The sequence below is a fragment of the Candidatus Hydrogenedentota bacterium genome, assembly GCA_035416745.1.
GTDB lineage: Bacteria > Hydrogenedentota > Hydrogenedentia > Hydrogenedentales > SLHB01 > UBA2224.
In genome coordinates this window covers 50,255-65,345 of the sequence record DAOLNV010000003.1, presented here as the reverse complement: position 1 = coordinate 65,345, position 15,091 = coordinate 50,255, and the positions used below count along the sequence as shown (strand labels likewise).

Below are 15,091 nucleotides of genomic sequence, written 5' to 3'. Positions count from 1 at the left end.
AGACAACCAGCGTATCATACCCCCTCATGCGTCCGATTAAAAGCGCCGGGCAACAGACGCCCGAAGACACACTGGAAACAACACGATTGTGGGACCGGCCTCCTCGCTCCTGCTCGTGTGGGACCGGCGCCCTCGCCGGTTTTCCGGAATCTGGCCGGCCCCCTCGCCGGTCCTACAACGGAGGTCAGGTATTCCTGCGCGGTCCCCTTTCCTTGCGCGGCGTCACAGATTGCGCTATCGTCTCACTCGGCGCAAGACAAGGCGAAATGCGCAAATCAGGGGGTACGCAGCATGAAAAGCAAATCGGTTTTGCTGGCGCTTCTTGTTTCAATAGGGGTCTCAGGAACGGCCTTCTCAGACGGTCCCCCGCTGGACGGGATTCTGAAGGCATCGGGAGTCGAGGACCCTCCTGACATGGTCCGCCGGTATATGCTCAACGAGGTTGAAGCCACGTGGGCGGCGTGGCAGGAGGCCTATGAAGCGCGCACGGACCCCGAAGCCATTGCGCAGCATTACCAGGCGCTCCATGCGAAGTTCATCGAGCGTCTGGGCGGGTTTCCCGACCGAACGCCCCTCAACCCGCAAATCACGGGCGTGATTCAGCGCAACGGCTACCGTGTCGAGAAGGTCATATTCGAAAGCCAGCCGAAGCATTTCGTGACCGCCCTCTTCTTCCTGCCCGAATCGCCGGAGCACACGCCGCCGTATCCGGGCGTCTTGGTGCCGTGCGGACACGCCCAGGACGCCAAACACCACGAGCCCTATCAGTCCGTGGGGGCCCTGCTGGCGCTCAACGGCATGGCGGCGCTGGTCTACGACCCGATCGACCAGGGCGAACGCGCCCAGTTTCTCGACGAATCCGGCAAGGCGCCATTCTGGGGGACTACTGCCCACACCATGAGCGGCGCTGGCAGCATCCTCCTCGGCAGAAACACCGCCACGTACGAGATCTGGGACGGCATGCGCGGGATCGACTACCTCCAGTCGCGCCCCGAAGTGGACCCCGAGCGCATCGGCTGCACCGGCAACAGCGGCGGCGGCACCCAAACCTCGTATCTCATGGCCCTCGATGAACGCATCGGCGCCGCCGCGCCCAGCTGTTACCTCAACCTCCTCAAACGGCAGGCCGAAAACGCCATGGGCGACGCCGAACAGAACATCTACGGACAACTCCGCTGGGGCATGGAGCATCCCGATTACGTCATGATGCGCGCACCCATGCCGGTGAAAATCCTGGCCGCGACCCGCGACTTCTTCGACATCAACGCCACATGGGTCAATTTCCGGTACGCCAAGCGCCTCTATACGCGCCTCGGGTTCTCTGAAAGAGTCGATCTGCTCGAGAACGACGCCGAACACAACTACGACAAGCTCCAGCGCGAGGGCGCCGTCCGCTGGATGGCCCGCTGGCTGCTCGGCGTCGATAAACCGATCATCGAACCTGAGCTCGAACTGTTGTCCGTCGAAGAAACCCACTGTACGCCCAAGGGCGAGGTCATGCTGCTCGAGGGTGCGCGCTCCGTGTACGACCTCAACCGTGAATATCTCGCCGCGCTCAATGCCAAGCGCGCCGAATTCCTCAAGAACTCCGGCGACGCCGCGTTGCGCGCCAAAGTGCGCGAGGTCATCGGCATCGGCGAGACCGTGCCCGAATTCCAGGCGGCCGTCGTGGGCAGAGAGGAGCTCGACGGCGTACACATCGAGAAGCTCGCCCTGTCCAACGGTCTGGGCATTACGCTCCCCGCCGTGTACCTGTCAAAAGGGGATGTCTCCCCCACTTCGGTGACGCTGCTGCTGCACGAGGCGGGGGTGGCCGCCGCGTGCGCACCCGGCGGCCCCGCCGAAAGTCTGCTCGCCGACGGCCGCGCAGTGCTCGCCGTCGACCTGCGCGGAACCGGCGAATCGCGCCAGACCAGCCAGACCGCCTTCGGGGAAGCCGTCGGCCTGGACTGGCAGGACATATTCATCGCTTACCTGCTCGAGAAACCGTATGTGGCCATGCGGACCGAAGACGTCCTGGCGGCGGCGAGGTTTGCCAGGCAACACGCGGGCGTGGACCGCGCCGGCCTGGTGTCTATCGGTCACGTGGGGGTGCCCGCCCTGCATGCGGCGGCGCTCGAACCCGCCAACTTCGCATCAGTCAGGATCGAGGGTTGCCTGGTATCGTGGTCAAACGTCATCGAGCTGGGCGTCATCCACAACCAATTGCACAACGTCGTTTACGGCGCGCTGCCGTGGTACGATCTGCCGGACCTGGCGCGCCTGGCCGGCGAAAACCTCACTATCGCATCCCCTGTAGACGCGTTGGGGAAAGCGCGAAACTGACAATCCAAAGGAGTGACGACATGGTAGCGTTGGCTTTCTCGATGCTCCTGGTGCAGGCCGTTAGTACAGGCGCCGATAACCCGTTTCCCGGCGAGAAATCCGAATGGCACGGCTACGTCCAGTACACGTTTCAATACGACGGGCGGACCTGCTACGTCGTCCCCCCAAAGACCCCAGCGCCCGGAAATCCCTGGATATGGCGCGCGCGCTTCTGGGGACACGAGCCTCAGACCGACCTCGCCCTCCTCGAGAAAGGCTTCCATCTGGTCTATTGCGACGTTGCTGGCCTGTTTGGGAATCCCGAAGCGGTCAAACACTGGGACGCTTTCTACAAGTTCCTCACGGAAGAGCACGGTTTCGCACGGAAAGTGGCCCTCGAGGGCATGAGCCGCGGAGGACTCATCATCTACAACTGGGCAGCCAGGAATCCCGACAAGGTGGCATGCATTTACGCGGACGCCCCGGTGTGCGATATCCGGAGCTGGCCTGGCGGCAAGGGCAAAGGCACGGGCAACCCGCCCGAGTGGGAGGCGTGCCTCAAAGCGTACGGCATCACGGAGGAAGAAGCCGCATCGTTCAAGGGCAACCCCATCGACCATCTCGAACCCCTCGCGAAGGCCAGGATCCCCCTGCTGCACGTGTGCGGCGGCGCCGATGTGGACGTGCCCGTCGACGAGAACACCGCCATCCTGGCCGAACGCTACCGGGCGCTCGGGGGCGATATCACGGTCATCATCAAGGAAGGATGCGCCCACCACCCCCACAGCCTCGTGGACCCCAAACCCATCGTTGACTTCATCCTGAAACATACTGGCCAGGCCCAGAACAGATGAGGAGCGGTCTCATCCCACGCAAGAACGTCTGGGCTCGTGCCTTGAAGTAACCGATAACCTCCGCTCGCCAAGGCGCCGGACCCGCGCAGGCCAATCCCGAGCCTCGTAAGACTCGCCCCTCGATAGCACACCATCCGTGATCGATAAAAACTAGAATAATGCCCTTTTCGAAGCCAATCACAATCAATTACTTACGAAGCAGGCCCCTTCCCCAGAAGGCTCTTGACTAAAGGTCGAGTCCGTACTATCATTGGTATTGGATCGGGTATTTGGCAATCTTCCAAGTAGGGCAAATGACTACCGTGGGCTCAAGCAGACGGCGTGAAGGGGGGTGACAGCGGCTGAAGTCTAGTATTTTCCCCGTGAACTTGTGCTAAGTATCTATGTTTCTAGGGACTTCTGAACCAAAGGGATTATGGAGGCTTTTAACATGCATACAAAACGCGGATTTACGCTTATTGAGCTGCTTGTCGTAATTGCGATCATCGGCATTCTTGCGGCCATTCTGTTGCCTGCTCTTGCCCGTGCACGCGAAGCCGCGCGCCGCGCGAGCTGCGCCAATAACTTGAAGCAGTTGGGCCTTGTCTTGAAGATGTACGCGAACGAAAGCAAAGGAGAACGATATCCGACCATTGCGGCATTTGATTATCAACCCGCAATTGACTGTGAAGCCGGCCTGGCGGCGGGCCTGCATAGCAGCCAATGGACGGTGCTTCCAGGCAACAACGCAGCTACCTATTTCTCGTTCTTCATCCCACAAGTCTATCCCGAGTACCTCACTGACCACAATATCCTGATTTGCCCCTCGGAGGCGGACCCGCCTGTCTTCGAGAATCCCGCCACGGGCGAGAGCATCCTGGCCGTAGCGTGCGATCAATACAACATCGATGTGCTCGGAGACGTAGCAGCGGGGGCTCCTGGAGCCGACGAAAGCTACTACTATGTGGGTTTTGCGCTGGATAAGAGCGACCGTGAAGACCTTGATCTCGCCAGCGTTGGCATGGGCACCGGTTTTATCTCGTTACAGGTGGCGGCTTGCCTGCTCTCCTTTGACGAGGACGGCAATTTCGCGTATGCTGACGGAGACATCGACCTCAATGGCGCTGCCGTTCAGGCGACACCAGTTGGGCCGCTGGTGCTAAACAAGGGGTACGGTAACGGCAACAGCAATACGATCTACCGGCTTCGCGAAGGTATTGAGCGGTTCTTCGTCACCGATATCAATAATCCCGCAGGGTCCGCCATGGCTCAGAGCGAACTTCCCATCATGGCCGACCTGGTTTCGACCGACGTCTCGCAGTTTAATCATGTACCGGGAGGCGTGAATATCCTGTACTTGGACGGGCACGTCCAGTTTGAACGGTATCCCGGTAAGACTTTTGGAAGTCGGGCGCTGGCTGCAACCGTCGGCCTTGCCGGATAGGACCGGTCTCAATTTGAGGCGGAAAGAACCCCCGAGGGAATATCTCTTCGGGGGTTTTCCTATAATTTCGGGGACACAATACTCAATCATGCTTCCGACAGCAATTCGTGGTCTCCTGGTCCTATTGCTCGCATAAGCACAATTGAGTATTGTGTCCCCGAAATGCGTATCCAACCCTATACATGTCACATTGCCGATTCGGCGATCGCGGAAGCGGGGGACATTCCGTTGGACGCCCTGCACCGCGATGCGGACGCGATCTGCACGGCCTACGACGCGATTGCTCCGGTAGCCGAGCGATTGGGGTTGGCCCCGCCCCCGCCCAGGTTGGGCGGATTCCTCTATTGCCACGTGTCGGCCCTTGGCGCGAGGGTCGTGTTCGCGCCGGGGTCGGAGCCAAACGTTGTACCGCTCCTGAAAACGCCCGAGGACGTCGACCGTTTGAAAGCGCCTCACGAGTACATGTCGAGGGGCGTGATTCCCCAGCGGTTGCGTACGCTCGAGGCTCTTCTCGAACGGCGCCCGAATGTGTGCGTCTTATCTGCTCATTTACATTATTCCTTTTTTTCATAAAATTATTTGTGTACTTGACAGTTGGGTTTCTATGAAATACCATTGAAGCAGACATGGGACGAAATGCAAGGAGGTGAGCAAGGCAAAGACAACGTACTCCTGAAAGAATCTGCATCCCGCAAGGGTAGGGTCTCAAAAGTTAACGGAGGAAATCGAAATGTCTAAACGCAAGGGTTTCACACTGATTGAATTGCTTGTCGTCATAGCGATTATCGGCATATTGGCGGCGATACTCCTGCCCGCGCTTGCCCGCGCACGCGAAGCCGCGCGCCGCGCGAGCTGCGCCAATAACTTGAAGCAGTTGGGCCTTGTCTTGAAGATGTACGCGAACGAAAGCAAAGGAGAACGATATCCGACCATTGCGGCATTTGATTATCAACCCGCAATTGACTGTGAAGCCGGCCTGGCGGCGGGCCTGCATAGCAGCCAATGGACGGTGCTTCCAGGCAACAACGCAGCTACCTATTTCTCGTTCTTCATCCCACAAGTCTATCCCGAGTACCTCACTGACCACAATATCCTGATTTGCCCCTCGGAGGCGGACCCGCCTGTCTTCGAGAATCCCGCCACGGGCGAGAGCATCCTGGCCGTAGCGTGCGATCAATACAACATCGATGTGCTCGGAGACGTAGCAGCGGGGGCTCCTGGAGCCGACGAAAGCTACTACTATGTGGGTTTTGCGCTGGATAAGAGCGACCGTGAAGACCTTGATCTCGCCAGCGTTGGCATGGGCACCGGTTTTATCTCGTTACAGGTGGCGGCTTGCCTGCTCTCCTTTGACGAGGACGGCAATTTCGCGTATGCTGACGGAGACATCGACCTCAATGGCGCTGCCGTTCAGGCGACACCAGTTGGGCCGCTGGTGCTAAACAAGGGGTACGGTAACGGCAACAGCAATACGATCTACCGGCTTCGCGAAGGTATTGAGCGGTTCTTCGTCACCGATATCAATAATCCCGCAGGGTCCGCCATGGCTCAGAGCGAACTTCCCATCATGGCCGACCTGGTTTCGACCGACGTCTCGCAGTTTAATCATGTACCGGGAGGCGTGAATATCCTGTACTTGGACGGGCACGTCCAGTTTGAACGGTATCCCGGTAAGACTTTTGGAAGTCGGGCGCTGGCTGCAACCGTCGGCCTTGCCGGATAGGACCGGTCTCAATTTGAGGCGGAAAGAACCCCCGAGGGAATATCTCTTCGGGGGTTTTCCTATAATTTCGGGGACACAATACTCAATCATGCTTCCGACAGCAATTCGTGGTCTCCTGGTCCTATTGCTCGCATAAGCACAATTGAGTATTGTGTCCCCGAAATGCGTATCCAACCCTATACATGTCACATTGCCGATTCGGCGATCGCGGAAGCGGGGGACATTCCGTTGGACGCCCTGCACCGCGATGCGGACGCGATCTGCACGGCCTACGACGCGATTGCTCCGGTAGCCGAGCGATTGGGGTTGGCCCCGCCCCCGCCCAGGTTGGGCGGATTCCTCTATTGCCACGTGTCGGCCCTTGGCGCGAGGGTCGTGTTCGCGCCGGGGTCGGAGCCAAACGTTGTACCGCTCCTGAAAACGCCCGAGGACGTCGACCGTTTGAAAGCGCCTCACGAGTACATGTCGAGGGGCGTGATTCCCCAGCGGTTGCGTACGCTCGAGGCTCTTCTCGAACGGCGCCCGGACGCGGTGCGGACCGTCAACGCGTATCCGGAAGGACCAGTGACGACCGCGGCATTGCTGATGGGACCGGATTTTTTCGTTCTCCCGTATATCGACCCCGGCCGGGCCCATGCACTGTTGAGTTTTTGCGTGGACAGCGGGCTGGCGTTCCACGAAGAGGCCGAGCGGCATTTCGGGATTGCGAGTCCGCCGGAAGTAGGGGGGATCGCTGACGATTTCGCGGGGATGTTCCCGCCGCCGCTCTTCGAAGAGTTCGTAATGCCGTATTGGGAGCGGGTGTACACGGGCCGGCGGGCAAAGCGGAGGCATCTGCACAGCGAGTTGTTGCGGCCTGAACATCTGCCCTACCTGAAAGACCTCAATATCGAGTTCTTCGACCCCTCGGCCGACCAATATGTAACGCCGTGGCTTCTTCGTGAACAATGCCCCGTGCCCTTCATGGCGCGGATTCTAGCCTGGCAGGTCGACAACAACAGCGCCGAAGCGTTGCAGGACCTGTACCGCGCCTACTCCGCCTGCGGCCCCGAGAGCATCATGTTCACCCTGCGAATCCTGGCCGACGAGCCCAAGGTTGCCGCCATGCTCGAGACCGCGCGCACGTTGGCGCGGGAATCTCCGCAAGACCCTCCACAAAACGCCGGCTGATACAGTCGCCGCGTCCCCAGAGTGATAGCTGCAACAATTCTGTTGACATGCTCGGGATGGGGTCTATATTGTCGATCCGGAGAGGGGTCAAGGCTGACAATGCCTCGTGTGGAAGGGATTCCGCGAGAAAAGAGGCACACTTCGGGGACGCGAAGGCGGCGTCCTACATGCAGAGAGGAGGTTTTCGGCAAAACACTCGGTTAGGAATTCCCTGATAAGAAGGACCAATGTGCTGAAATCATGTTTTGAGGAAAGGGAAGTCCGCACGGTTCGGCATCGTCGTCTGCGGGCATCCACGGAAGGCATAATTCAAAAAGGAGCGAGAACAATGCATAGAAAGGGTTTTACGCTGATTGAGCTTCTGGTTGTTATCGCGATCATCGGCATTCTGGCGGCGATTCTGTTGCCCGCGCTCGCGCGTGCCCGGGAAGCTGCACGCCGCGCAAGTTGCGCAAACAACCTCAAGCAGATGGGACTCGTGTTCAAAATGTACGCTAACGAGTCCAAAGGAGAGAAATACCCCTCGATCACGCTGTGGGAAGGCGATGCAGCGGCTACCCAGCCGTTGGATTGCGGCCCGCGGACAAACATGGAGATGATCTTTAACGGCCCATCGGTGTACCCCGAATACTTGACCGATGTGAACATCCTGAATTGCCCGTCGGACGCACAGGGCCAGCGTGAATTCGACAGCGGCCGCTACAATTTCTTCCATGACCCCGAACAAGGAATCAACCCCTGCCGGTTCTCGGACGGTTCCTACATCTATCTCGGTTGGGCGATTTCCGACATCGTTCTTTATGTTGATCCCGCTCAGCAGAACGATGGGGCTATTGAATTGGCCACAATTCTCACGTATCTGAGGCCGGAAGCCGTTGATATTCTCGGGCAGATGCAGGGGTCATACCCTGTCACGGACCCCGCGAGCCCGGGCGTTCTGGAGAGTGATATCACCGATACGACCGGCAAAGTCACCGTGTACCGGCTGAGGGAAGGCATTGAGCGCTTCATGATCACAGACATCAACAACCCTGCGTCCAGCGCTCTGGCGCAGAGCGAAGTCTGGATCATGTCCGACGGCGTGCCGACCGACGCTTCACAATTCAACCACGTTCCAGGCGGCGCCAATGTGCTGTACATGGACGGCCACGTAGAGTTCCTTCGTTATCCCAGTCAGACACCCTGCTCGCGGGGATGGGCGGTAATTGGCGAACTCGCCGGCATTTGAGTCGCTGCATTTTCGGGGACACAATACTTTATTGTTTCCGGGGCATATTTCCTGTTATCCCCGTCCCGCCGTCCATTGAATTGAGTATTGTGTCCCCGAAATTCAGATTCTTGGCGGGGTCAGCTGCGAGCACGCGCAGAAACCAGTCCCCGCGATTGTTGATGAGCTTCACGATGAGGGTATTCCAACCTTCCCTGAGGTTGAGCGGCACGTAGGTGAAGCCTCCGGGGGCGCCGAAATCCTGCCCCTCGTGAATGATCTCGCCGTTCAGCATCGCATACGAGAAATTGTCCGAATACATCACCAGATGGGTCGCTTGCGCCCGGGGCGAATACACGCCGCACAAGGCATACGCCAGCGCAAGGTCCTGCGTCCCCAGGAGCGCGTTGAAGTTCAGAAGCCCCCGGCCTTGACTGGCCACCTTCTGCCAGCGCAAACCGCCGGGATACTCGCGGTCCGGGTCGTACCCCCGCTCCGGCCCGAACTCGCGGAAAAAGTTCGGGTTGGCCGCGGCGGGGTCGCCCGGAAGCTTGCTGGTATCGATATCGCCCAGCGGAAACGGTCCGATAACCTGCCACTCGGGCACGCTGCGCAGCGTTTCCGCCGGATAGGCGGGTATGACATTCTCCTGCTCCATGGGATAGCTTTCCCCGTTAAGCCAGCCCTCCCCGTACCGCACGCGAAAAGCGTACCTCGGCGGATACGACAGATGTTCCCGCACCGTGCGAAACGTGATTTCGAGGGCGGCGTCCTTGGTGGGCTCCAATGGCACTTCCGTAACCAGGTTGCCGCCGTCGAGCCGCCACCGCGCGTTGTTCTCGAGCACGGGTTCCCACATGAATTCGTCGAGCGAAGACACCGTGGCGCTGATGCTGATGCTCTTTTCGAAGGGATTGGCAAAACGGGCGACGGTGCGAACGAGCACCGTGTCTCCGTCGCGCACCGGCGGCTCGAGAGCGTCCCATGTGAGGACGTTCCGGGCGACCGCCTTTCGAAACCATGCGGGAGCGGTATCCACGGGCAGGACGGGCCCGGCGGGCTGCACGACGGCATACGTCACATCATTGCCGTCGACCGTGACGCAGCCGAATGCGTGAAACGCGCCGAATTCGGGCACGCCGCTCACGTCGATGCCGCCGCCCGTAGCGCTTTGGATCACGTAGAGGCGGCCGTTGCGACGCTCGGACATGAGATAGTGCTCGTGACCCGCAATAATCGTGTACGGCCGGGAGCCCAGCGCCTGCTCGAGCCGCTTCATGTCATTCTCGTAGCGCGGATCGTCCCACATCGGCTTGTGAAAGAAGATGAAGGTGTGCCGCGACTGGCTGTGAGCGCCGAGGTCCTGTTCCGCAAACGTCATCATGGCGTTCCAGACCGGTCCCCGGCCGTCAAAACGCTCCTCTTCGGTGTTGAGCACCAGGAAATGGCAGCCCTTGTAGTCGAAAGCGTAGTAGGTGCGGCCGAAATCCTCCTTCCAGAAACCGTAGCATTCGGTATTGGCGATGTCGTGGTTGCCGGGGGTCAGATACTGCGGCGCATCCAGCCGCCGGGCATGTTCGAGGTATTCGGCCCATTCGGCCTCCCATTGCGCGCGTTCCTGCATGTGGCCAGGGATATGATCGCCGACCGTGATCACAAAATCGGGTTCGAGCAGGTTAATGGCCTCTACAGCCCGGTCGAAAACCGGCCATTGCCCCTCTCCCCCGCTCGTTTTGTCTCCCAGAATCACAAAACTGAACTTACCGCCATCTGAAGCCGGCCATTGCCCTTCGAGAAGGGGATATTGCTGAGGCCTTGGAGACTGTTGAGGGAACGCAGCACTCGCCACAAACAAGACGCCCAACACAATCACGGTAATACGGCGTGCGGAAAATAACGGCATGCCTCTTCTCCTGTTTTTGGGGACACAATACTTAATTCTCTGTATGCGGGCAAGGAATAGAGACGGAAAGAGCGGTCCACCCCAGGGCAATTGAGTATTGTGTCCCCGAAATTCCTACGCGCCCTTCCGGGCAAAATACTCGTTCAGCCGGGCATGGATCGCGTGATTCTTGCGGTAGACTTCGCGGAATTCTTGAAACAGCCGGTCATACGTGGGGCTCGTATCGCGCCGAGGCTCATAGGTCCGCCGGAATCTGACCAGTTCGTGTACGTTCTCAAGCCGGCACGCGCCAAGCCCAGCCGCCCCGATAAACGCCGCGCCGCGAACATTGGCCTGGATAGGTTCCGCGAGCTGGCGAATAGGCCGCCCGAGCACGTCGGCGAAGATCTGGCACCAGAGCTCCGAATTCGCGCCCCCGCCCACGATATGGATCGCCTCCGTTTTTCGGCCCAGATTCTTCTCGAAGGGTCCCAACATCCACCGCGTGTTCAGCGCGATGCCTTCGAGAACAGACCGGACGATATCCCCCCGGCTGTGGTCCAGCGACAAGTTGTGAAAACCCGCGCGGACGGACCGGTTCTCGACCGGACACCGCTCGCCGTAGATCCAAGGCGTGTAGAGCAGGCCCTTGCTGCCCGGCGGCGAGGTTTCGGCCAAGGCGCACATGCGGTCGTACGCGTCGGCCGGCGCGGGACCGTTTGCCAGGGCGTCGTTGCCGAAAAAGAAGGTGTCGCGCAAATACGCGAGATTGCCGCCCGCCGTCGCCTGCAGCGCGATGAGGAGGTAGCGGGCAGGAACCGCGCACGGTACGGACGCCAGCGACGCAAGAATGTCGGTCTTTTTGAATGGCACATGAGCGGCCAGCCACGACGACGTGCCCACGTAAAGATGCGCCTGGTAATCGCGTACGGCCCCCGCCCCTACGGCGGCGGCACTGGTGTCAATCGCGCCGGCAACCACCTGGGTGTGCCCGCCAAGGCCAACGGCGTCCGCGAATTCAGCAGCTACCGGACCAAGGACCTCCGTACAGGGCACGATGTCGGGGAACCTCTCCGGCCCGATCCCGCTGTCTCTGACCAGGCCTGCATGGTACCGGATATTGGAGGGGTCCCGGTTGTCGGTGACCCACGACGTGAGAACCGAATCGAAAGTTGTCACGTAACGCCCGGTCAGCCGCAGATTCAGGTAGTCGAGGGCGCTCAGGAACTTGTGGGTCTTCGCATACACGGCAGGGCACGCGTGTTTGACGAAGAGCATGTGGGCCGCCGGGTCCTTTCCCGACATCGCGGGCGCGCCGCCTGTGAGGCGCACCCAGCGAATCAGCTTGAGCGCGCCGTATCCGGCAATGCGGATGAATCCTCCGGTCAGTTTATCGAGATAGCGCGCCCCGCGCGAGTCCATCCACAAGATGGCGTTCATCAGGGGCTTGCCCTGCGCGTCTACCGCCACCGTACACTCGCCCTGCGTACTGCAACAGATGGCGAGAATCGCGGACGGAGAAACTACGCCCCGCTGTACGAGCGCGCGCGAGGTGTGGACCAGCGCCTGCCACCAATCCTCGGGATTCTGCTCGGCGCCGCCGTCTGGAAGCAGGAAAACAGGCACTGCCTGGAACTCCCAGGCAAGGACCTTTCCCGTCATGTCGACGAGGGCAGCTTTACAGCCGGAAGTCCCCAAGTCTATGGCCAGAATACACTCTTTGGCCGCCATGAATCTCCCCTGTGGCCCAGACAGCGCGTTCCCCTCGAGGCGCGGCATGCAACCGTATGAGCAACGTTCACATTGACTGACGCAGTTTCTCTTTCCGCGCGATCTCGGCGTCCTGCCTGCTTTTCGTGAACTGGAAAAGGGCTTGCGGAAGCCCGTCCGGCAGGGCATGTATCTGCATTCCCGTCGCCAGCGCGCGATAATAAATCCTGGCGGTCTTCTCGAGCACTTCAGCAAAATAGAGCGCACGCTCCAGGTCCGGCCCGATGCATAAGGCCCCGTGGTTCTGAAGCAGGTAACAATGGCACCGGTTGGATAGCTTGCCCACCACGTTCCGCAGAAGCTCGGGGCTGCCCGAAAGTCCGTAGGGACAAACCGCAATCTCGGGGCCGATAGCCACGGCAACTTCGTCAAAAAGGAGCGGAATGGACTCGTTCAATACGGCGAAGATGCTGGCATAGGGCTGGTGGGTATGAATAACCGCGCTGACGTCGGGGCGTTCCCTGTAAACCGCCAGATGCATGCCCGTCTCCACGGAAGGGTCTAACGCGCCTTCGATGCGGCGCTGCTCAAAGTCGACGATGCAGATGTCGGCGGCGGTCATCTCACCGTAGTTCCTGCCCGACGGGGTCACGGCGACGGCATCTTCGCCGTCGATCAGAACCGACACGTTGCCGCCGCTGCCGTGCTTTGTGCCGAAGTATCCGTCCCGCCACAGCTGTTGGCTGGCGTCCAGAACGCGTTCTTTATATGGCGCATATGTACTCACCCGATTCCTCCCGTCACGCAACCGGTTCGCAGCTTTCTAGAACCCGCGCGAAGCCCTGGACCGCCTGGTCGATTACCTCGTCCGTATCGGCCATGCTGGTGTAAAGACGGCTTCCAGCAAGGGTGATAATGCCCTCGGCGGTGTACGCCGCCCCGATCTGCTTGGCGATTTCCTTGCGCTGCAGAATCTTGAACAACCCCTGCGGATCAGAGATATCCACCAACAGCACCCCGTGGGTATTGAGATGCACGATCGAACCGTAATTGTAAACAAAGAACGGCGCGCCGAGCGAAGCGATGACATCCTCGAGTTTCTGGCAAAGGCGGTCGCCGGCGCGGGCCGCCAGCGCGGACGCCCCCGTGCGTTCCATCTCGAGAAGAGCGTGGTACCCCGCCGCACAACTCAACGGATTGGCGGAAAGTGTGCCGCCCACAAGGGTCCGCTGCTGTTCCGAACCGATACCCGAGGCAAACGTCGACATTACATCCTTACGCCCGCCGACGCCGCCGGCGCCGGGATAGCCGCCCGCCACGCATTTCCCGAAAACGGTGAGGTCGGGCTTCACGCCAAAGTACCCCTGTGCGCCGCCAAGGCCCAACCGGAACCCGGTAACGACTTCATCGAAAATGAGCAGCGCGCCATACGCATCGCAGAGCCCGTGCACCCGCTGGTTGAAGTCCCGAGACAGCGGCCGGCTGCCGCTCTCAGGGCCTACGGGCTCGATGAGCACCGCCGCGGTGCCGCCATCGTTCTTGTTCTTCTCCAACAGCGCCGCGAGACCGTTCTCACCGTCAAGATCGTTGGGGAAAAACTCCTGGGTATGCTTGAGGCATTCTTCCGGAATCCCGGAAGCCTCAAAGGGCCCCGTGCCCGGGATGCGCGTCCCGAACACCAACTGGTCGCTCCAGCCGTGATACGCCCCGCCCATCTTGATGATCTTCTTCTTGCCCGTGAAGTTGCGCGCGGCGCGAATCGCGGCCATGCACCCCTCGGACCCGCTGGCAAGCATCCGGAACATCTCGACCGACGGCATGTGCCGGTTGATGAGTCTGGCCAGCTCAAGTTCGTACTGATGGAAGAGGCCCGTGACGGGTCCCGACTCACGCAGAACCCCAATGACCGCGTCGCGCACAGGCGCATAGTTGCTCCCGAGCACCGTGGGTCCGCCCGCCTGGAGAAAATCAATGTACCGGTTGCCGTCGACGTCCCAGAGATAAGCGCCCTCGGCCTTCCGGATGCTCAAGGGAAAGGGATAATTGAACGCAAGATTGTGCTGGACCCCCCCGGGGATCAGTCCGGCAGCCTCCGCCGTGGCCGCCTTCGATTTCGGGCACCGGGCATCGAAATACGCCAGATACTCCGCCATCCTGGCCGCATTTACGGTATACGCCGGCGCATCGATCAGGCGCCGGGCCTTTTCCACCAGCACATCTGCGTCGGGCCAATGCGAAATCACCTCATTACGTTCCGCCATCAATCCATCCCCTTTCAGTGCCATCCTCCGAAACCGGCCTCAGTATCGCAGAAGAGCATTGCATTCTTCACGTTGCACTACGAACAGCGTGACATCGATGAGGAATTTCCATCGCAGAGCCGCACTGGCCTCACCAAGCGCGCCGCCCACACGCCGTCCCTTTCGTCCGCCCTGCGTCCTTCAGTTCCCCCAAGCGCCCTGCCCTTTTGCCGTGCCTTCCGTCCCTTGTGTCCCTTTTGTCCCTTTTGTCGTTTGCTCGACAGGCCACAGTCCGCCGAACACTCTATACTTCCCCGTATTGCAGCGCCAACGGCGCGAAACAGCCCCGGATTTCAGACATTGCCCATAAATCTTTTTATGTAAATAGCTTACAGCATACCCCCCTTGCCAAATAATTCACCTTCGTTTCGCAGAGTCGCCTCCGCAGAGGTTTCCCGCCCACTCGGACGCCGAACTCCACACCCCTTGACATCTGATTATATTTTCAGTATACTGCCCACGGTGCGGGAATCCTGGGAGGGTGCTGGGATGAAGATGACGGAGTTGCTCCGGTACGA

General features: G+C 60.0%; 11 protein-coding genes. 7 read left to right on the top strand and 4 right to left on the bottom strand.

Translation table 11 applies throughout. The annotated features are described in order from the left end of the window. Positions 1 to 291: 291 nt before the first annotated feature. The 7 genes from PLJ71_02180 (at position 292) to PLJ71_02150 (ending at position 8,702) form a co-directional block, all read left to right on the top strand. A complete protein-coding gene (locus PLJ71_02180) occupies positions 292 to 2,325 on the top strand; it encodes an acetylxylan esterase (GenBank protein HQM47461.1) in 2,034 nt (677 codons plus the stop codon). A 20-nt stretch (positions 2,326 to 2,345) separates the two neighbouring features. After that, complete coding sequence (locus PLJ71_02175; protein HQM47460.1) at positions 2,346 to 3,158, top strand: prolyl oligopeptidase family serine peptidase; 813 nt, start codon at positions 2,346 to 2,348, stop codon at positions 3,156 to 3,158. A gap of 430 nt (positions 3,159 to 3,588) precedes the next feature. Continuing rightward, entirely contained in the window at positions 3,589 to 4,581 is a 993-nt protein-coding gene (locus PLJ71_02170) for a DUF1559 domain-containing protein (protein HQM47459.1), read from the top strand. A gap of 162 nt (positions 4,582 to 4,743) precedes the next feature. Continuing rightward, positions 4,744 to 5,154: a hypothetical protein gene (locus tag PLJ71_02165; GenBank protein ID HQM47458.1), complete on the top strand. Its 411-nt coding sequence runs from the start codon at positions 4,744 to 4,746 to the stop codon at positions 5,152 to 5,154. Positions 5,155 to 5,311: 157 nt separating this feature from the next. Beyond that, positions 5,312 to 6,304, top strand: coding sequence for a prepilin-type N-terminal cleavage/methylation domain-containing protein (locus PLJ71_02160; protein ID HQM47457.1), 993 nt, complete (start codon positions 5,312 to 5,314; stop codon positions 6,302 to 6,304). 162 nt (positions 6,305 to 6,466) lie between these two features. Beyond that, complete coding sequence (locus PLJ71_02155; GenBank protein ID HQM47456.1) at positions 6,467 to 7,474, top strand: uroporphyrinogen decarboxylase family protein; 1,008 nt, start codon at positions 6,467 to 6,469, stop codon at positions 7,472 to 7,474. 328 nt (positions 7,475 to 7,802) lie between these two features. Next, positions 7,803 to 8,702: a DUF1559 domain-containing protein gene (locus PLJ71_02150; protein HQM47455.1), complete on the top strand. Its 900-nt coding sequence runs from the start codon at positions 7,803 to 7,805 to the stop codon at positions 8,700 to 8,702. A 28-nt stretch (positions 8,703 to 8,730) separates the two neighbouring features. Here PLJ71_02150 and PLJ71_02145 read toward each other — a convergent pair whose 3' ends face one another. The 4 genes from PLJ71_02145 to PLJ71_02130 form a co-directional block, all read right to left on the bottom strand. Continuing rightward, entirely contained in the window at positions 8,731 to 10,584 is a 1,854-nt protein-coding gene (locus tag PLJ71_02145; GenBank protein HQM47454.1) for a metallophosphoesterase, read from the bottom strand. A 114-nt stretch (positions 10,585 to 10,698) separates the two neighbouring features. Then, positions 10,699 to 12,294 carry an FGGY-family carbohydrate kinase gene (locus PLJ71_02140; GenBank protein ID HQM47453.1) on the bottom strand — a complete coding sequence of 532 codons (1,596 nt, stop codon included), beginning with the start codon at positions 12,292 to 12,294 and terminating at the stop codon, positions 10,699 to 10,701. A 67-nt stretch (positions 12,295 to 12,361) separates the two neighbouring features. After that, positions 12,362 to 13,060, bottom strand: coding sequence for a class II aldolase/adducin family protein (locus PLJ71_02135; GenBank protein ID HQM47452.1), 699 nt, complete (start codon positions 13,058 to 13,060; stop codon positions 12,362 to 12,364). Between the two features lie 13 nt (positions 13,061 to 13,073). Further along, on the bottom strand, positions 13,074 to 14,534 hold the full coding sequence (locus PLJ71_02130) for an aminotransferase class III-fold pyridoxal phosphate-dependent enzyme (protein HQM47451.1): 1,461 nt from the start codon (positions 14,532 to 14,534) through the stop codon (positions 13,074 to 13,076). Between the last annotated feature and the right edge of the window lie 557 nt (positions 14,535 to 15,091).

Excerpts from the sequence above, each read along its gene's own strand:
- PLJ71_02180 (HQM47461.1), top strand. The coding sequence starts at position 292 with ATGAAAAGCAAATCGGTTTTGCTGGCGCTTCTTGTTTCAATAGGGGTC.
- PLJ71_02175 (HQM47460.1), top strand. The coding sequence starts at position 2,346 with ATGGTAGCGTTGGCTTTCTCGATGCTCCTGGTGCAGGCCGTTAGTACA.
- PLJ71_02170 (HQM47459.1), top strand. The coding sequence starts at position 3,589 with ATGCATACAAAACGCGGATTTACGCTTATTGAGCTGCTTGTCGTAATT.
- PLJ71_02165 (HQM47458.1), top strand. The coding sequence starts at position 4,744 with ATGCGTATCCAACCCTATACATGTCACATTGCCGATTCGGCGATCGCG.
- PLJ71_02160 (HQM47457.1), top strand. The coding sequence starts at position 5,312 with ATGTCTAAACGCAAGGGTTTCACACTGATTGAATTGCTTGTCGTCATA.
- PLJ71_02155 (HQM47456.1), top strand. The coding sequence starts at position 6,467 with ATGCGTATCCAACCCTATACATGTCACATTGCCGATTCGGCGATCGCG.
- PLJ71_02150 (HQM47455.1), top strand. The coding sequence starts at position 7,803 with ATGCATAGAAAGGGTTTTACGCTGATTGAGCTTCTGGTTGTTATCGCG.
- PLJ71_02145 (HQM47454.1), bottom strand. The coding sequence starts at position 10,584 with ATGCCGTTATTTTCCGCACGCCGTATTACCGTGATTGTGTTGGGCGTC.
- PLJ71_02140 (HQM47453.1), bottom strand. The coding sequence starts at position 12,294 with ATGGCGGCCAAAGAGTGTATTCTGGCCATAGACTTGGGGACTTCCGGC.
- PLJ71_02130 (HQM47451.1), bottom strand. The coding sequence starts at position 14,534 with ATGGCGGAACGTAATGAGGTGATTTCGCATTGGCCCGACGCAGATGTG.